This is a genomic window from Pseudonocardia nematodicida, assembly GCF_040105385.1.
GTDB classification, from domain to species: Bacteria; Actinomycetota; Actinomycetes; order Mycobacteriales; family Pseudonocardiaceae; genus Pseudonocardia; species Pseudonocardia nematodicida.
This window is the reverse complement of record NZ_JBEDNQ010000008.1, coordinates 319737-340740: the sequence shown is the minus strand read 5'-3', so window position 1 is coordinate 340740 and position 21004 is coordinate 319737. Positions and strand designations below refer to the sequence as shown.

21 protein-coding genes are annotated in these 21004 nt (G+C 69.9%); 9 read left to right on the top strand and 12 right to left on the bottom strand.

The genetic code is table 11. From position 1 onward, the window contains the following. Nucleotides 1-5: 5 nt before the first annotated feature. From WIS52_RS31765 to WIS52_RS20545, 4 genes are all read right to left on the bottom strand, one after another. Entirely contained in the window at nt 6-2243 is a 2238-nt protein-coding gene (locus WIS52_RS31765; RefSeq protein ID WP_379610712.1) for a transglycosylase family protein, read from the bottom strand. A 48-nt stretch (nt 2244-2291) separates the two neighbouring features. Continuing rightward, nucleotides 2292-3461: a glycoside hydrolase family 16 protein gene (locus WIS52_RS20555; protein ID WP_349299931.1), complete on the bottom strand. Its 1170-nt coding sequence runs from the start codon at nt 3459-3461 to the stop codon at nt 2292-2294. Further along, nucleotides 3458-4420: a MinD/ParA family ATP-binding protein gene (locus WIS52_RS20550; protein WP_349299930.1), complete on the bottom strand. Its 963-nt coding sequence runs from the start codon at nt 4418-4420 to the stop codon at nt 3458-3460. Before WIS52_RS20550 ends, WIS52_RS20555 begins: the two co-directional genes overlap by 4 nt. Nucleotides 4421-4829: 409 nt before the next feature. Further along, a complete protein-coding gene (locus tag WIS52_RS20545) occupies nt 4830-5663 on the bottom strand; it encodes a hypothetical protein (RefSeq protein WP_349299929.1) in 834 nt (277 codons plus the stop codon). Between the two features lie 441 nt (nt 5664-6104). Between WIS52_RS20545 and WIS52_RS20540 the strand changes: the two genes are divergently transcribed. Continuing rightward, a complete protein-coding gene (locus WIS52_RS20540; protein WP_349299928.1) occupies nt 6105-6548 on the top strand; it encodes a hypothetical protein in 444 nt (147 codons plus the stop codon). Here the strand turns inward: WIS52_RS20540 and WIS52_RS20535 are convergent. Continuing rightward, entirely contained in the window at nt 6536-7021 is a 486-nt protein-coding gene (locus WIS52_RS20535) for a hypothetical protein (protein ID WP_349299927.1), read from the bottom strand. The genes WIS52_RS20540 and WIS52_RS20535 overlap by 13 nt on opposite strands. A gap of 685 nt (nt 7022-7706) precedes the next feature. On the opposite strand from WIS52_RS20535, the gene WIS52_RS20530 reads away from it, so the two are divergent. From WIS52_RS20530 to WIS52_RS20510, 5 genes are all read left to right on the top strand, one after another. Beyond that, nucleotides 7707-8252 (top strand): hypothetical protein, encoded by a 546-nt coding sequence (locus tag WIS52_RS20530; RefSeq protein ID WP_349299926.1) that lies wholly within the window; start codon nt 7707-7709, stop codon nt 8250-8252. 288 nt (nt 8253-8540) lie between these two features. Further along, a complete protein-coding gene (locus WIS52_RS20525; protein ID WP_349299925.1) occupies nt 8541-8963 on the top strand; it encodes a helix-turn-helix domain-containing protein in 423 nt (140 codons plus the stop codon). Nucleotides 8964-8995: 32 nt separating this feature from the next. After that, nucleotides 8996-10249, top strand: a complete 1254-nt coding sequence (locus WIS52_RS20520) for an MAB_1171c family putative transporter (RefSeq protein WP_349299924.1) — start codon at nt 8996-8998, stop codon at nt 10247-10249. Between the two features lie 84 nt (nt 10250-10333). Next, nucleotides 10334-11617, top strand: coding sequence for a cytochrome P450 family protein (locus WIS52_RS20515; protein ID WP_349299923.1), 1284 nt, complete (start codon nt 10334-10336; stop codon nt 11615-11617). 51 nt (nt 11618-11668) lie between these two features. Beyond that, nucleotides 11669-12112 (top strand): helix-turn-helix transcriptional regulator, encoded by a 444-nt coding sequence (locus WIS52_RS20510; protein WP_349299922.1) that lies wholly within the window; start codon nt 11669-11671, stop codon nt 12110-12112. A 20-nt stretch (nt 12113-12132) separates the two neighbouring features. Here WIS52_RS20510 and WIS52_RS20505 read toward each other — a convergent pair whose 3' ends face one another. Next, a complete protein-coding gene (locus WIS52_RS20505) occupies nt 12133-12612 on the bottom strand; it encodes a hypothetical protein (RefSeq protein WP_349299921.1) in 480 nt (159 codons plus the stop codon). A gap of 167 nt (nt 12613-12779) precedes the next feature. Between WIS52_RS20505 and WIS52_RS20500 the strand changes: the two genes are divergently transcribed. Then, complete coding sequence (locus tag WIS52_RS20500) at nt 12780-13196, top strand: hypothetical protein (RefSeq protein WP_349299920.1); 417 nt, start codon at nt 12780-12782, stop codon at nt 13194-13196. A gap of 213 nt (nt 13197-13409) precedes the next feature. Here the strand turns inward: WIS52_RS20500 and WIS52_RS20495 are convergent, their stop codons facing one another. Then, complete coding sequence (locus WIS52_RS20495; RefSeq protein ID WP_349299919.1) at nt 13410-14681, bottom strand: glucuronyl esterase domain-containing protein; 1272 nt, start codon at nt 14679-14681, stop codon at nt 13410-13412. Nucleotides 14682-14769: 88 nt separating this feature from the next. Then, nucleotides 14770-14973, bottom strand: a complete 204-nt coding sequence (locus tag WIS52_RS20490; RefSeq protein ID WP_349299918.1) for a hypothetical protein — start codon at nt 14971-14973, stop codon at nt 14770-14772. 280 nt (nt 14974-15253) lie between these two features. Here WIS52_RS20490 and WIS52_RS20485 point away from each other — a divergent pair, with 280 nt between their 5' ends. Both WIS52_RS20485 and WIS52_RS20480 read left to right on the top strand, forming a co-directional pair. After that, nucleotides 15254-15958 carry a hypothetical protein gene (locus WIS52_RS20485; RefSeq protein ID WP_349299917.1) on the top strand — a complete coding sequence of 235 codons (705 nt, stop codon included), beginning with the start codon at nt 15254-15256 and terminating at the stop codon, nt 15956-15958. 330 nt (nt 15959-16288) lie between these two features. Then, nucleotides 16289-16540, top strand: coding sequence for a hypothetical protein (locus WIS52_RS20480; RefSeq protein WP_349299916.1), 252 nt, complete (start codon nt 16289-16291; stop codon nt 16538-16540). Between the two features lie 918 nt (nt 16541-17458). On the opposite strand, the gene WIS52_RS20475 is transcribed toward WIS52_RS20480, so the two are convergent. The 4 genes from WIS52_RS20475 to WIS52_RS20460 all read right to left on the bottom strand — a co-directional run bounded on the left by WIS52_RS20475 (nt 17459) and on the right by WIS52_RS20460 (nt 20976). Next, entirely contained in the window at nt 17459-18211 is a 753-nt protein-coding gene (locus WIS52_RS20475; protein ID WP_349299915.1) for a histidine phosphatase family protein, read from the bottom strand. Next, entirely contained in the window at nt 18208-18555 is a 348-nt protein-coding gene (locus WIS52_RS20470) for a hypothetical protein (RefSeq protein WP_349299914.1), read from the bottom strand. The genes WIS52_RS20475 and WIS52_RS20470 overlap by 4 nt, the downstream gene beginning before the upstream one ends. 127 nt (nt 18556-18682) lie before the next feature. Then, complete coding sequence (locus WIS52_RS20465) at nt 18683-19279, bottom strand: TetR/AcrR family transcriptional regulator (protein WP_349299913.1); 597 nt, start codon at nt 19277-19279, stop codon at nt 18683-18685. Nucleotides 19280-19389: 110 nt separating this feature from the next. Then, entirely contained in the window at nt 19390-20976 is a 1587-nt protein-coding gene (locus WIS52_RS20460; protein WP_349299912.1) for an MFS transporter, read from the bottom strand. Nucleotides 20977-21004 lie beyond the last annotated feature (28 nt).

Here is a 21004-nt window from a genome sequence, read left to right as displayed (position 1 = left end):
CGCGATCAGCGCAGCCCCAGCTTCGAGCTGCACGCCGGCCAGGCGTTCCAGCCCTGTTCGGCCTGGACCCGCTCGGCGACGGCGATCTGCTCCTCGCGACTGGCCTGGTGCGCGCTGCCCTCACCGCCGAAGCCCTGCCAGGTGGCAGGCGCGAACTGCAGCCCGCCGTGGTAGCCGTTGCCGGTGTTGATCGACCAGTCACCGCCGGACTCGCACTCGGCGAGCCGGTCCCAGGTCGCCGCGTCGATCCGGCCACCGCCGGTGCTCTCTACCGGCGCCGCCGCACCTTCGGGATCGCGCGGCTGCTCACCCTCGTCTGCGTCGTCGTCAGAGGCCGACGGCGACTGTTCCGCTTCGTCGCCCGGGCCGCTCTGCTCGGGTGTCTTGCCCGAAGCCCCCTGGCCGGCGTCGCTCTGCTCGTCGTCGCCTGGCTGTTCGGCTGCGTCCTGATCGTCGCCGCTGGCGGTGTCGTCGGAGCCGCCGCGCTGGATGGGTTCGCCGGGCTCGTAGCCGGTCTGCTCTCCGCCCGAAGGCGATCCGCTGCCGGAGCCGGTGTCCTCATCGGAGGAGTCGTCGGTGGCCGGCTCGGCGTTACCGGTCCCGCTGGCGGTGCCTGTGCCGATGCCGGCGGCATCGAGCCGCTCGGCCAGCTCCGCTGCCAGCGGGTCCTCGGTGGCCGCCTCGGCGACCTGCTCGGCCAGCCGCTCGGCGCCGGCCTCCCACCCGTCATCCGACGCGGTCTGGTCCGCACCCCCCGACCTGCTCTCCGGAGTGCTGACGGTCGAGTCGGCGTCGTCGTTCGAGCCACCCGGCGCCGATCCGCTGCCGGAGCCGGGGGTGTCCTGGTCGATGTCGTCGGTGTCGGTGGTGGTGTCGCGGTCGCTGCTGTTCGAGGAGCGGTCGTCGGAGCTGGTGGTGTCGCGGTTGGTGTCCGAGTCGCGGCTGGTGCTGGGGGTCGACTCAAGGTTTTCGAGGCGGCGCAGGTCGGCCGGGGAGACACCGAGCTTGGTGAGCTGGTTGCGGTCGAGGACTTGGAGCACCGAGTCGCGCACGCTCTCGGCATCGGTGTCCGAGCTCGCGCCCAGGGCCTGCATCAGCTCGCCGACCAGCTCGATCGCGATCCGGGCCTTCTCCAGGTCCTCGACAGACCCGGGGCCGCTGCCCGAGCTCGACGTCGAGTCAGAGTTCTGCGTCCGGGACGTGCTGTTGGCAGACCCGGTCTCCGCCGCGTCGGCGTCGGCCGAGCGGTCCCCGGAGCCGGCCGCATCCCGACTCGACCCGTCGGTCTCTGGCTGCTCGGCGGCCTCCGACTGGTCAGCGTCCGCCGGCTCGTCGGCCTCGGGCTCCTCGGTGGTCTCGGTCGGGCCGGTGTCCTGTGACCCCGCGCCCTCCTCGTCGGTGCCGGGATCGCTGTCGGCCTCGGGCTCCGACGCGTCGTCATCGTCGGAGGCGTCGGGCTCTTCGGGCTGTTGAACCGCGGGCGCAGGCGCCGCCGGAGCGGGAGCGGGTGCTGCCGGGGCGGGCGGGCTCGCGGCCGCGGGGGCGGCGGTGGCCTCGGCCTGGTCGATGCAGGTCTCGGGCAGCGGCGGCTCGGCCTGGCGGGCCGGGTTCGCCGCGGCCGGGCCCGAGCCGGACCCGGAGCTGTGGGCTGCCGGCTCGGGCTTGGTGGCCTCGGCGACCGCGTCACCGGCGGAGGTGACCGCTCCGACCGCGGACTCGGCGGCCCCGCCGAGGGACTCGCCCAGGTCACCGAGCCCACCACGGTCCGGCGGGGGTTCCTTGGGCAGAAGGTCGGCCGGGGTCGGGCCGAACCCGGCCCGAGCCAGGCGGGCGGCGACCTCGCGGACCTGCGGGTCCTCGGTGGCGAGGTGGTTGAGCTGATCGGAGACGTCGACGGCCTTCTGCCGCCACCCGGCCGGCTGGGTGGCCGGGGTGAACCCGAGCCCGGCGATCTCGCGAGCCAGGCCCTGGGCCCGGGGGTCGTTGCTCACTGTCAGGTCGGCGAGCAGAGCGCGGGTCTGGGTGCGGGTCTCCTGGGCGGCGGCGAGCGCACGCATCGACTTGCCCTCGTTGCACGACTCGGCGGCCAGGCCGAGCTCGGCGGGCAGCGGGGACAGCGTGAACGCGGTCGCGCCGAGCAGCGCGCCCGCGGTCAGCACCGCGACCGTCGAGCGGCGCGCGACGGCGGCGTGTGATCGGCGTGGCAGGTGAGCGGCCCAGGAGGGCCGGGGCGATCGAGGCATGATGAGGCTCCGGGGGCAGAGAGGACGGCGACGAAGAGGGCGGGGCGGTCACCAGAGGCGTTGCATCAGGCCGCCGAAGATGCGCGCGGACGCGCCGTTGATCTCATCGGTGATGGTGGTGCTGGAGTCCTCGTCGCCCGAGCCTTCGCTGGCCTCGGAGTCGGTGGAGGATCCGTCGCCGTCGTAGGACCACTGCTTGACCCACGCGTAGCTCACTTCGCCGCTGTCGCCGCCGCCATTGCCGGGGAACCAGTCGAGCTGCAGGCACAGGTGCATCGGGCCGGGCGGCAGGATCGAGGTGTCGGTGGTCTTCCACCACTCCTCACCGTTGAGGAACGCGGTGATGCCCTCGGGGGTCCATTCGACGGCGTAGTTCTGCCAGGCGGTCGCGTCGACCTCGACCTCGCCGTGGACCTGGCTGTTGTCCTCGCCGTAGTGCAGGAACAGCTCGACCTTGTTGCGGTCGGAATCCATGATCTCGGCGAAGTCGACCTCGCCGCCGACCGGGAAGTTCTCCGCGGTCGGCCACAGCAGCGCGAGTGCGTTGTAGGCCGGGTCGCCGACCGGGGCCCGCATCTGGACCTCCCAGCGGCCGTACTGCTGGGAATACTGGCTCCACGCCATCCCAGCCGTGGTGCCATCACCCGTGCCGTTGATGGTCAGGACCCCGTCGGAGACCGAAGCCGCATCGGGGGAGCGGACACCGTTGCCGGCGTGCCCGGGACCGTCGTACATGTTCCAGCCGCTCAGGCCGTCGTCGAAGTTGTCGACGACGTCGGGCTCACCCCAGCCGAAGGTGTCCCCCGCGGTGGCCAGGCTGTCGTCCCCGCCCGAGACCGCACCGGAGCTCCCGCCCGAGCCCGACGGTGTGCCGTCGCCCCCCTCATCGGGCTCAGGATCAGATCCCGTGCTGCCCGAGCCCGAGCCCGAGCCCGAGCCAATCGACCCTGATCCGCTGCCGCTGCCGCTGCCGCTGGATCCGGTCTGGTAGCAGGAGTCGGGCACGAACCCGGCGCGGTTCGCACCGACGCTGAGCAGCGCCTCGCGCAGTGTCTCGGCGCGTTCGGAGTCGTCGCCGGTGAGCTCGGCGAGCACGTGCACCGCGGTGATCCGCCATCCACACGCGACGTCGGGCTGGACCGCGGCGGGGCTCAGACCGGTCGCGGCCAGCGACGTCGTCAGCACGAGAGCGGCGCCGGCGAGCAAGGAGGAGCTCACGGTCGTGCCCCAGGCGGGCGGGAGCGGAAGCCGTGCGAGGCCAACCCGAACGTGGGCCGGCCCTGGAAGCCCTCGGCCACGGTCGCGGCCAGCTCGAGCGCGGCGTCACGCGCGGCCGGGGACAGCGCGTCGAAGTCGATGATCCCGCCGGCTTGCAGGTGCGGGTCCGGGGGCAGCTCGACCACCGCGCGGCACCGCTCGCGGAAGAAATCCCTGATCACGGTGTCGTTCACATCGGGGCTGTGCCGGTCGTAGGACAGGACCACCACGGCGTCGGCAGCCAGGCGCTGGTAGCCGTTGGTGGCAAGCCAGCGGAACGTCTTCGCCGCGCGCGAGGCGCCGTCCTGGGTCGGGGCGCCCACGATGACCAGCGAGTCGGCGTGGCGCAGGCTGCCCTGCATAGCCGAGTGCATGATCCCGGTGCCGGAATCGGTGATGATGGCCTCGTAGAAGCGGGCCAGCAGCCGCAGCGCGTGCTCGTAGTCGGCGTCGGAGAACATCTCCGACAGCTCCGGCTCCTGCTCCGAGGTCAGCACCTGCAGCCGACCGGCCAGGTGGGTGTAGCCGGCCAGCTGGGTCGAGGACCGGATGTCGGGAAGAGCATCGAGTAGGTCGCGCACCGTGGTCTTCGAGGCCTGCTCCTCGCCGACCAGACGGTCGCCGAGGGTCCCGGCGTCGGGGTTGGCGTCGATCGCGATGACGCGGTCCCCGCGGGACTCGGCCAGTGCGAGCCCGAGCAGCGAGGACACGGTGGTCTTGCCGATGCCGCCCTTAATCGAGCCCACGACCACGCTGTGTGGGCCCGCCAGCGGGGTGCGGATCTTCTGCAGCTGATCGCGCAGCCGCGCCTCGGCTTCGGAGAGCCCCGGGTTCCAGCGGCCACCGCTGAGCGCGTAGACCGCTGCCCGCCAGCCCTGCTTGGGTCGAGACCGCCGGACCCGGACCGCGTTGGACAGCACCCCAGTCTCGTCGTTCCACTGCGGACCGAAAGGCCGCGGATCCGCCGGGCCCGTCGGACTCGACGGCCGCGCGCCGTTGGGGCTCTCCTGAGGTGCCGGCGGCGCGGGTCGCTCGGCCTCGGTGGCTGCCGCCACTTGCGCATCGGGTCGTTCGCCCAGTGCAGACGCCGGCTCGGCGTTGCTCTCTACCGGCGCCGGCGCCGGTGTTGGGCGTGGCTGCGGCGAGTCGGTCGGGGCGGGGATGGTCGAGGTGTCCGGGCTTCGCCGGGGCGGGGCCTCGGCGCCGTCGTGGCCGGATGAGGGGGTGGCCCAGGCCGTTCCGGCGCCGGTGAGCCAGGACGGGGGCTGGTCTGCGGCGGGGCGGTCGGTGTGGTTCGTCGAGGACATGAGCGGCTACCTCTGGTGGGGGTCAGGAGGACTGGTCGGGAACCAGGTGGGGGTCGACGACCAGCCGGCCGTCGTCGAGGTGCCGGGTGATCGGCACGGTCATGCGCACCCAGTTCGCCGCGACCGCGGTCCAACCGGGATCGGCGTCGGAGGGCGCGCACGACGGGCCGAGCAGGCCGACCGGGTCGCGCTGCTCGCCCGCGGCGTGCCGGGTTGGTTCGTCGGGCGGCGGGCAGGCGCGCGCGTAGGTCGTCGCTCGTACGACGACCTCGACGAACACCACGGTGTCCGAGACCCGGTGAAGGCGGCCCGGCAGTGGAGAGTCGGCGCGCTGCCTGGCCGCGCCCGACCACCCCCAGGTGCAGGCCTGGGGGTCGGCGAGCAGGGTGCGCAGCACCTCTGCCCGTCGGGTCAGGTTGTCCTCGTCGAAGGACTGGAAGTCCGCGGCGAACCGGCCGGCGAAGCTGGCCGCCTCCAGATCCGTGATCGGCTCCAACGACCGGACCGAACGCGTGAACGACTCCTGCGCGGGGGCGTAGCGGGCGACCGTGGCCCGCGGCAGGTGTGCCGTCTGTAGCTGGGGTTCAGTTCGCACGTCGGCGCGGGGCAGCGCGGTATCGAGCGGGAGCTGGGGCGCGGCGAGTTCGTGCTCGGGCTGCTGCTCGACCAGGGCCGGGTCGGGGATCGACGGCTGTTCGGCCGGCGCTACCGGCTCTGCGACCGCGTTGGCCGCGGCGACCCGGTCACGTAGCGGCCGCGGTTGCAGCGGGCTGAGTCGAGCCCGGCGCTCGGCGCGCTGGGGCGGCTCCTCACTTGGCGCTGGGGGTACGGCGTTGGCGGCTCGAGCGGGCTCCACCGTTTCGGATGGTTCGGGCGCAGCCTCTTCGGGTTGGGCGGCGCCGAGACCAGGTGCGGTGCGCCACCTCGGCGAACTACCCGTGGCGGCAGGGCGAGACCGGACCGGCATCAGTGCTCTCCCCGGGCCGAGGAGGGCCCTGACTCGCCGGCCCCACGACGTGCCACATCGCTGTCCTTTCTGTGGAAAATCAAAGCTCTATCTCCTCAATAGGGGAACATCGCTGACGACTATCCGCCGCTCAGACGGGTGAGTCAACGGATCCGCCCACAGCGTTACGGTTCGTTCAGCACGTCACAGACCGGATCACCGGGACGATTGGTCTCGACCGCGACCGTGTGAGGCACAGCGTGGCGCGGTTCCGACGCCGGGTCGGTAGCGGATACGGTTACAGAGCGTTGATTCGCGGATGTCCGTTGGCAGACTGTCTGGAGGCGAGAGGTGGCAGAGCACGAGGCCGCCGCGTCGTCGCGCTCGCTGGCCGCCAAGCTCAATCACCTCAACGAGACCTGCCACCCGCCGGGCCGTGGGCCCTACACCCTCGAGGAGTCGGTGGCCGGCATCCGCGCCCAAGGTGGGGCCGTGTCCCGCACACACCTCAGTGCCATGCGCACCGGCATCCGGACGAACCCGTCGAAGTCGACCATCGAGGCCATCGCACGGTGGTACGGCGTGCCGGCGGCCTATCTGCTCGACGACGACCCCCGGTCGGAGATCACGTCGCAGGAGCACGAGTCGCTGCTGATTCTGCGACGAGCGGAGCTGCACGAGCTGGTCCGCGACATCGGCCGCCTGCGGCCCGAGACCCAACGTTCTCTGGTTCGCATCGTCGCCGACCTGCGAGCGATGCAAGATGCGTCCGAACAAGGCGATCACTCGTCCTGACTCGGCCGGTCCTCGGGGCGAACCACCCCGAGTGCCATGTGCGCTACCAGCGCGGATCGCAGCGAGCTCGTGATCGTTGCCAGCCAGGAGCCTGCGGCGTCCCCGATCTCCGAGAGATCGCCGGAGGTTGGTTCGCCCTCGCCGAAGGCGCTGGACTCGCGCACAGCGGTAAGAGCGTGAATCGCCGCTGTGGCCACTGCTGACAAGTCCTGCTCCAGACGTTCGACCAGGACGTTGGCGGGCGCGCCGCTCAAGGCCGGCAGCTCATCGCACGTTGCTCTCCACTCGCTGTGATGCCGAGCCTTCTCGCGCATCAGCAGGGGGTCGATGCCGACCCCGCCCACTTCGCGTCGCTGGTCCGGTACCGGAGCCGCCCCGGCGGCCGCCTCATACCCCTCGATCTCGTCGTCGCCATGGTGGTGTGTGGCGGGGACACGGCTCGAAGCTCCGGGGTCGATCCGGTCGCCCGTCATGTGATCCTCCGCAGGGACGCGACTGTTCTGTCGAGGCACTCGTTGCGCCGCGTCAACGCGCGATCATCAACGCGAGTTGATGATTGGTACTAGTGACTACTCTTGTCAACCCAGGTTGTTGAGCCATCCAGGCCAGTAACCCATGAACCACCAGCTCTCCGTGCTGGACATCGCCAGTCTGTTGCACGGCCTCCACCAACTGCTGCGCACGTCTTAACATGAGTTGTGGTCGACGAGGAGTCTGCGCGCGTGGCCTTCACACCCTTGCTGCTAGGAGGGGGTCGTCATCCCGATGCCGTTGACAAGCACCGAGCTCCGCCGTCGCGTGGAGCTGCTCGTCGATGTCGTCCGTAGGCCGGGACATCTTGAGGACGACGAGCTCAGTGGACTCGCTACGGCCGGGATGGACCAACGAGCGCGAGTTGCGTGTCGATGCGGTGTTCCGCCCGTGTTCCTGACCCGCGCCGAGGATCCGGCAGCCGTGGCCCCGCAGCTCGAGCTACTAGCGGCGCTGCGTGCGTGGAACTCGACGAGACTGGCGGCGGCGTCAGCTGGTCTGTGGAGCGGTGACGTCCGACCGGTGTTGCATGATCACATCAGGAGCGGGGAGGGTGACGCCCCACCGACTAGATCGATCGAGCGTGGGGCAGCGGCGTGCCTGCGGGCTGTGCCGCGGTGGAGACCGGTGGAAGGCGAGGTGAGAGGCGTGCGAGGCCCTGATGTTGGTCTCTGGCGTCGCTGCCGGACCGAAGTCCGCAAGCTGGACCGGGCGGTCGGACTCAACGGGCCGATCGACGCGTCGAGCTTTCTCGCACGGTTGGCCGAACACCGCGGCCGGCCTATCGAGCTCCGGCCGTTCAACCAGGGTGACGTTCCCGGTGGGGTGTGCGGGATCTGGGTCGACCGCTCCGACAGCGACGTGATCGGCTATCCCGTCGATGCCCGACATGCACTGCACATCGTGCTGCACGAGGTGGGGCACATGCTGCGTGGGCACCGTGGACGCGCGCCCGTCGCGGACTCTCAGATCGCCAGCTTCATGCCCGATCTCGACCCCACCATGGTGCGAGCTGTGCTCGGGCGTTCGGTCTACAGCGATGTCGAGGAGCGGGAGGCAGAGCTCATCGCCTCGCTGATCATGAGTCGAGCAGATGGATCGCGTGGACCGGGACCGGCTCCCGTGGCCGGGGACGCCGTTGCGCATCGGGTGCGACGTGTCTTCGGCGGTTGATCGGCTCGATGGCCGACATGGGCGACACGATGTCGCTGCCGGCCACCGGCAGTATGTGAGTTCGGTCAACGTGCGTCGAGGTCGTCGGCGCAGCCGCTCACCTCTGCTATCGCTGATCGAACCACGGATGAGACCGCTCATCGAGAAGCCACGCCACTGGACATGGCTTGGTTGCGCAAGAGCGTGTCAATATCAGTATCGCTGCGTAGTCACGCACAGTGAGCTTGTTGAGGGTGGTCGGGGTGGACGCTGGTCGTCGGGCTCGCGCGCACGGTAGGGGGAGCCAGGATGAGCAAGGAGAGTGAGGACCGGACGTTCGCGACGTTCGCCGACCGACTCAACTACCTGTTCGCGACGGTCTACCCCGCGGGGCGCAAGCCCTACAGCAACCCCGAGGTCGCGGCGGCGATCTCGGAGGCGGGTGTCAGCATCTCGGCCGCGTACCTCTGGCTCCTGCGCAGTGGTCAACGGGACAACCCCACCATGCGCCACCTCGAGGCCCTGGCGAAGTTCTTCGGAGTGCCGCCGGCCTACTTCTTCGACGATGCTATGGCCAAGCAGGTCGCCGAGCAGCTCGAGCTGCTCACCGCGGCAAGGGACGCCGAGGTCCGCGAGATCATGCTGAGGAGCACCCGGCTGTCCAAACCAGACCGATCGACGATTCTGGGGATCGTGAAGCGCTTCGGCGGTTCTCACGACACATCCTCCTAGCTTTCCGCCGCCCGCACAGGAGGGGATGCGACGTGCCAAGCCGATCAATCATCAGCACCTTATTCTTCGCAGTCAGTCTCGCCCTGCTGGCGACTGCAATCTATCGGGCGCGAGGAATCCGTTCAGCGCCCCGACAGCCCGACGTCACTGCGCTGGTCTGGCTGCTGTTACTGCTCTCTGCGTCGTTCGCTGTGCAAGCTCCCGCTACTCGCGCGGTCCTCAATCTGATACAGATCAATCTCGGCCAGCTTCTCGGCAACGGCCTGACGCTGGTCGCCGCGTGCGCGGCAACGGCCATGGTGCTGTTCACCCTCTATGACCCTCACGAGGCCCGGCGCCGCTTGCGGATACGCCAGATTCTACTTGCTACATCGCTCGGGCTGATGACAGTCATGTTCCTGGCAAACCCGGCCAGGCCTGAAGAATTCACCGACCCGGCGGCGCCGGTGGGAATCATTGTCTACTACTTCGTTTATCTCGCCTATCTGGCATATGCGCTAGTCGACCTACTCGTGCTGATTCGACGCCGAGCCCAGGGGGAGACTGATGGATGGGTTCGCGCCGGCATGCGTACCGTATCGCTCGCCTGCGGCGTCGGCCTGCTCTATACCGTCGCGCGGATGGTCAACCTGACCATCAGTTACACCGGAGTGCAGGTCAAGGTCCCCGGAGACAAGACCTACGGAATCCTTGAGTTCATCGTTGCCGCCGTCTTGCCCGCGTGCTCGGTGCTTCTCGCCATTGCCGGCTTCACCCTGAGGCGATGGGGGCCGGTAGTCGCTTCTCCGGTCGTCGCGATCGCGCGAACGATCCGCCACCGTCGAGCCTATCGACGCCTAGCGCCGCTATGGGCCGAGGTTCACCGCGTCCTGCCTCGCACCTACCTGCAAGATCGCGACAGCCGGACGCGGCCCAGTCTACGACTCTACGGTCGAGTCGTAGAAATCTGCGATGCCGAAATGCTGAGCAGGCCGATGCTTCCGCCTGAGCAGCGAAATGCCGCCTTCAATGCGGCCCGTTCCGAGGGTTACTCTGTCGAGGAGAGCGAAGCGATCGCCGATGCTGTCGTGCTGATGGCCGGTCTCTCCTCAATTGACGACAACGGCACAGCGCCCCAGCTCGACGTGTCACCATCCGAGCTGACATCCCGGCACGCGTTGCAAGGAATCGATCTGGACCGTGAGGCGACCCGACTCGAACGGGTCGCCGCGGCATACCTCGGCATCGATCTCGTGCGCCGGCTCACCAACTCCGTCAGTGCCGCCACCGGCGGGCCGAGCCGATGACGCCGGGCACTGTTCCTGACCGAGAAGCCACGGACTTCCTGCAGTTCCACCTCCACAATAACTGCGATTGATCACTGTTGTACGGTGACGGTGCGCAGTCCCGACCAAGACCTCGAGCTGGCTGGAGTAGCCATGGCGCACCCCGTGCGGGTTCGCGACGACGTGTTCACCGACGAGTTCTTCGCTGACCCTCACCGCGTCTACGCGCGCCTGCGCGCGGAAGCACCAGTCCACAACGTCGTCACCCCGAACCAGCAGAAGGTATGGCTGGTCGTCGGTCACGCGGCGGCACGCATGGCGTTGGCCGACCCACGGCTGAGCAAGGACGTCACCGTCGCTCAGCGCGTCTACGAGCGCCACACCGACCCCTCAGCCCGAGACCGGGATTTCGCCCAGAGTCTCAACGCGCACATGCTCAACACCGACCCACCCGAGCACACCCGCCTGCGCAAGCTCGTGGCCGCAGCGTTCAGCCCGCGCATCATCGAGGACCTCCGCCCCCGCATCGCAGACATCACCAGCGCCCACGCCGACGAGCTGCGCGCACGACTCGACACCACGGGTAGCGCCGACCTGCTCGATGCCATCGCGCTTCCGGTCCCAACAGCGGTGATCTGTGAGCTGCTCGGCATCCCGGAACCAGCGCGAGATGTCCTTCGGAGCGCGATCGCCGACCTGCTCTCGATCGGCGACCCGGCGAAGATCGACAGGGCGTCTCAGACGCTGGCCGGTGTGCTCATGCAGACCCTCGAGGAGAAGAAGAGCAACCCGGGCCGGGACCTCCTGACCGGCCTGATGACCGCCCAGGACGGCGACGACCGACTCACCGGCCACGAGATGGTGTCGATGGCCATGCTCTTGCTGGTCGCCGGGCACGAGACGACCGTGAACCTCGTGGGCAACGGGATGCGAGCTCTGCTCGAGAACCCGGCATCGGCCGACGAACTCCGGTCCACCCCCGAGCTCATCCCGGCCGCGGTCGAGGAGTTACTTCGCTATGACGGCCCCACAAGCACCGTCACCTTCCGCTTCACCACCGACGACGTCGAGCTCGACGGCGTCACGGTGCCGGCCGAGCACCCCGTTGTGGTCTCGCCACTGGCAGCCAACCGGGATCCTGCCCGCTTCCCCAATCCGGATGTCCTCGACATCAGGCGCGACACCAGCGGAGCCATCCCCTTCGGCCACGGCATCCACCACTGCCTCGGCGCCGCGCTGGGCAGGATGGAGGCGGTGACGATCTTCGAGACACTGCTGACCGCCGTACCCGATCTCGCCCTCGACACCTCCGAGCCTCTGGTCTACCGCCGGAGCATGCTGGTGAACGGACTGGAGTCACTGCCGGTGGGGCGCCTGGCAGCGCGCTGAGCTGCCCTCGACCAGGGCAGGACACGGCCAAAGGGCCAGATGGAGGGGAGTGTGCCGGAACGCGGAGCCAGAGCACCGTCGCGATCTCTGGCGGACAAGCTCAACTACCTGGTCAGCGTCGCTCACCCCCAGGAGCGGGCCTCCTACACCCTCGACGAGCTCGTCGCCGGGATCCGGGAGTCCGGTGGATCGGTGTCACGGGCGACGCTGAACAGCATCCGGCTGGGTCGCAACACCAACCCGTCGAAGGCCACGCTCGAGGACATCGCGCGCTTCTTCGAGGTGCCGGTCAGCTACCTCCACGACGATCCCCACCCCGAGATCAGCGATGAGGACCGGGAACTGCTGGTGCTGGTGCGTGAAACAGGCATGGTCGAGCTGGTGCGGTCGATCGGACGATTGCGCCCAGCGACCCGCCAGGCGCTGGAGAAGATCGTCGACGATCTCTGGTCCATGCAGGCCGGCGGGCAACAGAACCCGTCCGATCGCAGCTGAGCCGCTCGATCGGTCGCTGCTCAGTCGGTGGTGGGGTGCGCGGCCAGCCCGTGGGGCTGTGAGTAGGTGGGGCTCTGCTCGGGTGTGGTTGCGGGCGCTGCGGCGATCGCGAAGTACTCGTTGACCAGCAGCGGCGCGGTCACAGTGGATGCGGCGCGGTCGTCGCCGGTACGACCGTCGAGAATGAGGGGTCCGGCGTCGGTGTAGCCGTAGACCTTCCCGTGCCAGGTCGCGGTGATCGTCGGCGGGACGCGTCCGGAGTCGTGGGTGATCCGCCACAGCTCGTCGCCGGCCTGGTCGAAGCCCAGCACGGCGTCGGTCCCGGCGAAGGGGGCCAGCGAGCAGATCGTGAGCTCGCGCTGATCCGAGCGGCGTGACCAGCCCGGCTGCCCGTTGAGCGGGCTGTCGATCTCGCGGCCGGTGATCAGGTCGATGACCTGGCTGCCGCCCGCGGGGCGGGATGCGGTGCGCAGGTCGACCAGGATCCGGGAGGCCCCCACCGGCCAGACAGCCCTGCTGGCGAGCTGGCCCAGCGGGGGCTGCCATCGACCGGGTCCAGCCCCCGCACAGCTCGTTGGTGACGATGTCGCGGACGTCGACGACCACGATGTCGGGGGTCACGAGGCGGGCGGCGACATCGGGCGCTGACCACTGCACCTGCCCGGAGATGAGATCGACGGCAGCGGTGTGGGCGGTGGCGGCGGTCGAGGCACTGACGATGGCCGTGGTGTCGAGGACTCCGGCGACGACGACCCTGACCCCGGCCATCGACTCGTCGAGCCACCTCTTGGCCGAGGAGAGCATGCGGGCGGTGTCGGGGTCGGCGAGCACGATCTCGATCCCGCGCTGCGGGGGTGTGGTGCCCTGGCCGGGCTGCTCGACCGGCCAGGCCGCGAGCACCCGTCGGCCCTCGGGGAGCTCGGCGAGCACCGGGGCACCGAGCACCGACGGAGCGCCGATCGCGGTCGGGCGGGTCAGGTCGAGCCCGGTGAACAGTGGTGCCTGTGCGAACCCTGCGGTGATCATGTCGCCGGTGGTGAGGTCGGTGCGGGTCAGGCCGTTGTCGGCCAGCGACCAGCTGTAGATGCCGTCGAGGACCTGTGGCGTGGGGAGCTCGCTGTCGCGGCCGAGGGTGAGCTCGGCCGGCCCGAATGCGATCGGCGGGTCGAAGGAGGGCCTGATGAGATCGGGCGGGGGAGGAGCAGGCGGGTCGTCCTGCTGCTGGGTGGTGCAGCCGGCCAGGGCCACGGCGGCGATCAGGGCGATCGCGCCGGTGGCGCGGGTCCGGCGCCGGGGGCTACCGGAGGAACAGGTCGCTGCCGAGGTAGATGTCCCAGTCGGCGTCTTCAAGGCCGTGTCCTCCCGAGCGCAGGTGATAGCTCATGCCCGGGCCCCGGTAGCCCTTGCCGGTGGCCGGGGGCCAGTTGCTCGAGGACAGGCCGGTGTCGCCGAGCCCGTAGAGCTCATAGACCGGGGCCGCGCCGAGGTAGGACAGGAACTCGCCGTGGGGGTCGGCGGTGCCGTCGTCGGTCGCCGAGCCGACCACCACCCGGCCCGGGGCGATCAGCGCGAGCAGCGCGTGCTGGTCGACCGGCAGCGCGTCGGCGTCGCCGGCGTAGTCCTTATAGGTCTCGGGAAACCAGTGCGGGAACTGGTTGTTGATCGCCGCGATCGACTCGCCGCTGCCGTCGCGCCGGGCCAGCTTCGCGCCGGTCGAGCCGGAGTTGTTGGAGATGACCACCGGGAAGCGGGGGTCCTGCGCGCCAGCCCACAACGCGGCCTTCCCACCGCGGGAGTGCCCGATCACCGCGACCGCGCCCGGGTCGATGCCCATCTCGAGCGCGGCGTCGGTCTGCAGGTAGTCCATCGCCCGGCTCGCGCCCCAGGCCCAGGCGCTGATGGTGCGCCCGGCGTCGGCGGGCAGGTCCTGGCCGGCGGGGTAGAAGGCGTCGATGACGCCGTCGCGGTAGGAGCTGGCATCGTCCGGGGCGACCTCGCTAGCGTCGAGCGCGGCCAGCGCGTACCCGGCGCCGGTGATCGCCGAGACCGGGGCATACCCACCCGAGCCCGGATCGTCGCCGACCGAACCGCGGTGATCGATCAGCAGGAACGTGCCCTTCGGGGTTCCCGAGTCGGGCACGAACAGACGCAACGTGAAGCTGGCCTCGCCCTCCGGCCCGGCCACGGTGATGGTGACCCGCCGGGCCGATCCGTTCCCGCCGGACTCGTCGACGGTCATGCTCGACGGCGCGGGCAAACTCGTGCCGTAGATGTGCTCCTGGAAGGCCTCCAGCAGCTCGGGGCGGCGCGTCTGCTCCCACTCCCGCACGCTGGTGATCGCCGCCCCCGAGTCCGACCGCAGCGGATCCGGAGCATCCAGATCGGCTAACGGAGCCGGGACCTGCGCGGCCGGGACGACCGGTGCGGCCGCCGGCGCCGGGCCGACCTGCACAGCCCGGGATACCGCGGTGTCGGTGACCTCGGTGGCCAGCGAGGTGGCGACCAACGCGGACGCAGCGGCCAGCGCGGCGACCGCTCCGCGGGCGCGCGGGCGGGGAGCGACCCTCATCCTGGTTTCCATTCTGTGATACGGATGAGGCTATCGGATCCGGTTCGCTAGATCCACGGCTCAGGTCCGGGCCGTCGCCCGCCAGCGTTCACCGAGTCTCTGATGGACTCCAGCCGGCGGCGATCGCGCGGCGGGCGTGCTGCTCGGCGGTCATGCGCCGGCACGTCTGGTCCCACAGCTGTCCGAGGGTCCGCGCTTCGGCGCGGTCGTCGAAGGCGACCGGGTCCAGGATGCGGGCGAGCTGAGCAACGAGCGGATCCGAGGTCTGGTCGATCGATGACGGGGCGGACACAGGCATCCTCCTCGGGCGGGGCACGGCCAGACCTCGTTCTACCGGGTCGCACCGACAGCGACGCCGAGGTCGCCCGTCTGGCCGGCGAAGCCCCCCGACCGGCTCAGCGCAGTCGAGATCGCCGAAACCAGTGGAGGGCCGGTCCCTCTGGGGAGGCGGGCCTACTCAAAGACAAAGCCCCGGCGACGTGACCTACGCGGTCAGAGGCCATCCGGGGCAATTCTCGTTCAGACTACACCACTAGTCTCCGACGATCACCAACGACACACAGCGAAAGGCGATGATGACCGACCCCGGCCAGTGGATCGAGGGCTGGCTGTCGACGCTCCGGTTCGCTGTCTACCTCGACGCCGCCGGCGGCGACCGCGGCCGCGCACTCGCACTGTATGAGTGGAACGCCCGCGCCGCCGCCGCGTTCCACCACGATCTCGGCCACCTCGAGGTCGCACTGCGCAACGCCTACGACCGAGCGCTGCGCCACCGCGACGAGTCCGAGGCTCGGCACTGGGTGTTCGACCCCTCGCGGCACTTCCCCATCCAGGAGGAGCGAGCCCGCAACGGCGTCGTCGTCGACGCCAACGACAAGCCGCGCGCCCAGATCGAGCAGGCGATCCGCTCCGCCCGCCGCGACACCAAGGGGCGGGCCCCGACGCCACCGGGGAAAGTCATCGCTGAACTCCGGTTCGGGTTCTGGCGCTACCTCACGATCGCCCGCCGCACCGACGCTCTCCGGATCCCCTACCTGCGCACGGCATTTCGGCCCGGGACCGACCGTCGTGATGTCGACCATCCGGTGGGGCGGCTGCATCTGCTGCGCAATCGCGTTGCCCACAACGAGCCGCTGATCCGGATGGACCTTGCCGGGCGTCATGCCGACGTCCTCACGGTCGCCGGCCTGATGGCGGTGCCGCTGCGCGACCACCTCACCGATCTCTCCCCGGTCCAGGCGGTGCTCAAGGAGTGGCCCGCGTACCTGACCCGATAGTCGCTGAACGGAGTCCGTGTAGCCGATGCCTGATCGCTCGCGCCGCACCGCACAGCCGGCTGCGGAGACCGATCTCGCCACCCTGGAGGCGCTCCACCGGTCGGTGCCGATCCTGCAGTGCCGCGGGCTGTGCGGCCCGGTCGCCTGCGGCGAGCACATCGACGCCTCGGCGCTGGAGCGACACCGTCTGGCCGAGCGTGGAGTCGATCTCGACGCAGCCACCCGGACGGGGCGTGTCCGGCGCTGTCGCGGGCGCTGGGCGGGACCGGGCACTGCCGGGTACACGAGATCCGGCCGATGGTGTGCCGGCTCTGGGGCGCCGCGGAGTCGATGCCCTGCCCACACGGCTGCACCCCCGCCGCCGGCCTGCTGTCCGATGCGGACACCCTGCAGCTCATGATCGACGCGTTCGAGGCCGGCGGAAACGACGACCCTGCGCTGCGTGAGATGCTGGTCCGCTGTCTCGACGATCCGGTCGCAGCCCGGCTGATGAGCCGCTACATGCGCGGAGACCGCACGATCGCCGCCGAGCTCGCCCGACGCCTGCAGACCAACACCACCACCCGGTTCGGCAACGAGTAACGGTGCCGGCAGTCCTTGCCGGCATGTCTGGCGCACCGGACAGCCGGGGTAGTGCGCTGACGCTCGCAGGAGGAACATCGAGGGCGTGAACCGCGAGGAGCTACAAGATCTGCTGCGGATTCCCGAAAGATGCCGTGTGTGTGGCGGGCGTATTGCGTCGGAGCCTGTCAAGGTCCCTTTCAGAAAAGAGCCTATCGGTACACGGTGGTGGTGCGTAGAGAATCGTTGCGATCCGCGCGACGCTCCTCGTGGAAAGCAGTAACCGGAACGTCTACTCTGGATCGTTACTAACGAACGCTGAAGTTGACAAAGACTCCAGTGACGTCAATAGGTGCAGGGAGCGTGACGGTTTCCCCAGCACTGAACGGGATTCTCTCGTTGGCCATGATGAGCAGGTAGCCACTGTTGTTTCCAGGGACGATTCCGTCTACAGCCGAAGCGATAGAAGCCACGTTGTTCGATGCGGTCCCGCGGAAGCAGAGCGCGCCGTCGCCCTCGAATGGTGTCGACAGGGTCACTACCCCTGCCGTACCGCAGGCTCCTCGGTGGCTGATGCTGGCGCCGCAAGGAGCGTGACAGAGAGGGCCAGTGCGACAGATGAAACTGCCGCGACCAGCCAGAGTCGCAGTTTTGCAGCAACGGATGATACACGCCTCGCACCCATTCGTACGCTCTCCTCAAAATGCCTATAACGGACGTTTCGGGTGGCCGACGCTAGCTGGTGGGCGACTTCAGTGGTTCGCCTGAACGGGTATTGTTCGGCATATCTAAATGAAACAGATCATTTACCCCGAACGGCTGCCTGATCGTTTAGGCGGAACTGATCGAGCGTCGTCGAGGATCACAGCGCCGCCGGTAAGGGGCGGTCGCCTCGACGGGACATCTTCTGGCCGCGCGGTGATCACTCCACTTCGATACTCACACCCGGGGTGTGTCACCGCCGCCCAGGTGGGATGAGCAGCGCGGCCTGATGAAGGGGGAGTTCGAGTCCGCATGGACGCTGGCGGCGGGCACTTGAGGGCTGGCCAGATGGGCGGTGTCGTTGTGGCCGATCAGGGCCCAGCGCTGGCCGGCGTCAGGTCGGGTCCAGGACAGTGGTTGCTGTTCCCAGGTGGTGATCGAGGCGTTGTGGGCGGTGAACAGCACCTGGGCGCGGGCGGTGGCGGGCAGGTCGAGGAACAGGTGCGCGGCCGCGGTGACGGTCCCCCCGTGCGCGATCACCGCGATGCTCTCGCCGCGGTGGCGCGCCAGCAGCGACTGGAGGGCGGCCGCGGCGCGGTCGTAGTGCTGCTCCCAGGTCTCGGCACCTCGGCGATCGGCAGGTCGGGGGTGGTGGGCCGGGATCGCGGCGAAGCGGGAGACGACTGGGGTCCAGGGCAGGCCGTCGGCGGTGCCGTAGTCGGGCTCGCGCAGCCCGTCGACCGTGATCGCAGGCATGCCCAGGGCGTACTCGATGAGGTCCGCGGTCTCGCGGACCCGCCGGAGCGGGCTCGCGTACACCGCGGCGATCGGCGTGGCGGTGTGCAGGTGGGCAAGTCGGTGGGCGAGCAGCGTGGCCTCGGTGCGGCCGTGCGGAGTCAGGCCGGTGCAGCCGCGGGGCCCGCCGCTCACGCCGTCGACGTTGCAGTGGGCCTGGCTGTGGCGGGTCAGCAGCAGCCGCGTCCCGTTCACCGGGGCACCGCCTGGCCGGTGGCGGCGAGGTAGGCGCGCAGGCAGCGGTCCGCGTGCGTGGCCGCGGTGAACCGCGCCGCGCGCTCCCTGGCCGCGGCCGCCGCCGTGGCAGTGTTGAGGATGTCGTCGAGCGCCGAGGCCAGCGCGACGGGATCCCCGGCCAGCACCACCCGCACGCGCCGCTGCACCCGCTGCAGGGCCTCGAGCAAGAGGGCGGCGTCCTTCAACGGGGCGGCGTAGCCGTAGAGGCTGATCACCGGCCGGTCGGTGTCGAGCGCCGCGGCCAGGGCGGGGTGCGCGGCCGGGCGGGTGCCGGGTGGGATCGTGGTGGGCAGCCACGCCATCTGCGACACCGCACCCGGGGCGGTGTGGGCGGCGAAACGAGTGCGGGCGTAGTCGCCGAACCAGACGTGCCCGGCGGCCGGTCGAACATGACTCAGTGCTTAAGTCGCCTGTCGAGCCGACTCGCCGTCAGACCTGCGTGCTCTCCGTGGTGAGGCCGAGCGCGTGCGCCAGGACCGCACGGATCCGGGGTACCTCGGGCACCTTCCCGGACACCAGAATCGCTGCGCAGAGACCGTCGGCTGCTGCCACCAGGGCCTCGACTGCCACCGGGTCGTCTGTGCGCCGGCGACCAATCCGAGCGACTTCCTCCCGCCAGTGTTGCGCGATCGGCCGTAGCGCAGGCCGCCGAGATGCAAGCGTCGACAGTTCCCGTTCCGCTAGCGCCCGCCCGCGTCCCTCATCCACGCCAGCGGCAGCGATCAGCTCGGCTAGTTCGCCGAGTTCGTCGCCCGCGCGTTCGATAATGCCACGCAGTGTGATGGCGTAGTCCTCGGTGACCGTGGACAGCGCAGCGACTAGCAGCTCGTCGAGTGTCGTGAAGTAGTAAGTGGTGAGGCTCGTCGGCACGCCCGCCTCCCGGGCAACCGTTCGATGCGTGACCCCGGACGCACCGTCGCGCTGGACGACACGCAGACAGGCGTCGATGATCTCCGCGCGGCGTCGCTCGCCGCGCGCGCGACGTCCGTCCGTGGGCGGGGACCCACGCTCACTGGTTCGGCTCACCGATCCTCCCTTCAACCCGGCTCCGGTCGTCGGCCACCGGAGCCGGCGACCGAGCGTATGCGGTCGCGGGGGCGGCCGCACTCACCGTCCGCCCCCACACGCCGGAGGCCTCAGCAGCCGGACTCGGCCGAGTGCGGCCGGTCCGCCTTCGGGGCGGCGGTGCGAACGTCGTCGTCTTCCCCGTTCCCGTCGTCCTCACCGATCCGACCGATATGCCGGAGCACGATGGCGGACAGCACGGCGAGCGCGAGGATCGCGACCGCGGACACGGTCGCCGTAACCTGCAGTCCGGCGACCTGGGCGGCCATGGCCTGCTCGAGGACGCCGGGCGGCAGGTGCACGGCTACGGTCGAGGCCCCGGACATGCTTTCCCGCAGCGCGCCAGCCAGAGGCTCCGACAATCCGGCCGGAGTAACCACCTGGCTCCGGTACACCGCGCCTGCCATGCTCCCGAGCACGGCGACCCCCACGGCGAGCCCGAGTTCCTGCACGGTTTCCGACATCGCCGAGGCCGACCCGGCCTTCTCCGGGGGTGCACCGCCTACGACCAGGTCCGTCCCGAGCGCAGCGATGGCGCCGAGCCCGAGGTACACCAGGCCGAAGCCGGCGACGACCATTCCGATGCTGCCCGGGCCGTCGACAGACCGCAGCAAGATGTACCCGATCGCCGAGAGGGCGAGTGTGCCGGCCACGATCATGCCGGGTCGCACCCAGCGGGCCAGGACCGGCGCCCCGATCGCGGCGACGAACATCATCAGCGCCGGCGGGCCCATCCACAGGCCGGCGTGCAGCGGCGAGAGTTGCTCGACGAGCTGCAGATGCAGCGTCACCAGGAACATCGCGCCGCCGACGCCGATCAAGCCGACGAGAAGGATCGCCAACGCTGAGCTGAACGCCGGTGCGGAGAATAGACGCAGGTCCAGCAACGGGTCCGTGAGCCGCCGTTGGCGCCGGACGAACGCGACGCCGAACGCGAGCCCGGCGAGCAGGCTTGCCACCGAGATCGCGTCCACGCCCTCCGCGGCACCGTGCTTGATCGCGTAGATCACGGGCAGGATTGCAGCCAGTGACAGCACCACGCTCACGAGGTCTATTCGACCACTACGCGCGTCGCGGTATTCCGGCAGCATGGCCGGTGCGGCGATCAGCACCAGGGCGACGACCGGCAGCGCGATCAGGAACGCGGACCCCCACCAGAACCGTTCCAGCAGCAGCCCGCCGACCAGTGGACCCGCAGCCATGCCCAGCGCGAACATGGTGGCCCAGACCCCGAACGCCAGCGCACGCTGCCGGACGTCCGCAAACATGTTGCTGATCAGGGCCAGAGTGGATGGCATCAGGGTTGCGCCGGCCACCCCGAGCGCGGCCCGAGCGGCGATCAGCATGGCAGCGCTCGTCGAGAACGCCGCGGCGACCGAGGCGGCACCGAACGCGGCGGCGCCGATCATCAGCAGCCGGCGCCTGCCGATGCGATCCCCGAGCGTGCCCATCGTGATCAGCAGCCCGGCGATCAGGAAGCCGTAGGCATCCATGATCCACAGCGTTTCGATGCTACTGGGGTTCAGATCCGCGGAGAGAACCGGGATCGCCAGATACATCACCGTGACGTCCAGGCCGAGCAGGACCGTGGGCAGCGCCAGGACGCCGAGGCCTGCCCACTCCCGTGCTCCGGCCCGCGGCGGGGCGGCGGTGGTCATGAGGTTCTCGCTCTCGCAGTCGAGGTAA

Bases quoted from the DNA above. Each gene is read 5' to 3' on its own strand.
- WIS52_RS31765 (WP_379610712.1), bottom strand. From the start codon at position 2,243: ATGCCTCGATCGCCCCGGCCCTCCTGGGCCGCTCACCTGCCACGCCGA.
- WIS52_RS20535 (WP_349299927.1), bottom strand. From the start codon at position 7,021: ATGACGGGCGACCGGATCGACCCCGGAGCTTCGAGCCGTGTCCCCGCC.
- WIS52_RS20525 (WP_349299925.1), top strand. From the start codon at position 8,541: ATGAGCAAGGAGAGTGAGGACCGGACGTTCGCGACGTTCGCCGACCGA.
- WIS52_RS20500 (WP_349299920.1), top strand. From the start codon at position 12,780: ATGAGATCGACGGCAGCGGTGTGGGCGGTGGCGGCGGTCGAGGCACTG.
- WIS52_RS20495 (WP_349299919.1), bottom strand. From the start codon at position 14,681: ATGAGGGTCGCTCCCCGCCCGCGCGCCCGCGGAGCGGTCGCCGCGCTG.
- WIS52_RS20485 (WP_349299917.1), top strand. From the start codon at position 15,254: ATGATGACCGACCCCGGCCAGTGGATCGAGGGCTGGCTGTCGACGCTC.
- WIS52_RS20480 (WP_349299916.1), top strand. From the start codon at position 16,289: ATGCCCTGCCCACACGGCTGCACCCCCGCCGCCGGCCTGCTGTCCGAT.
- WIS52_RS20470 (WP_349299914.1), bottom strand. From the start codon at position 18,555: ATGGCGTGGCTGCCCACCACGATCCCACCCGGCACCCGCCCGGCCGCG.
- WIS52_RS20460 (WP_349299912.1), bottom strand. From the start codon at position 20,976: ATGACCACCGCCGCCCCGCCGCGGGCCGGAGCACGGGAGTGGGCAGGC.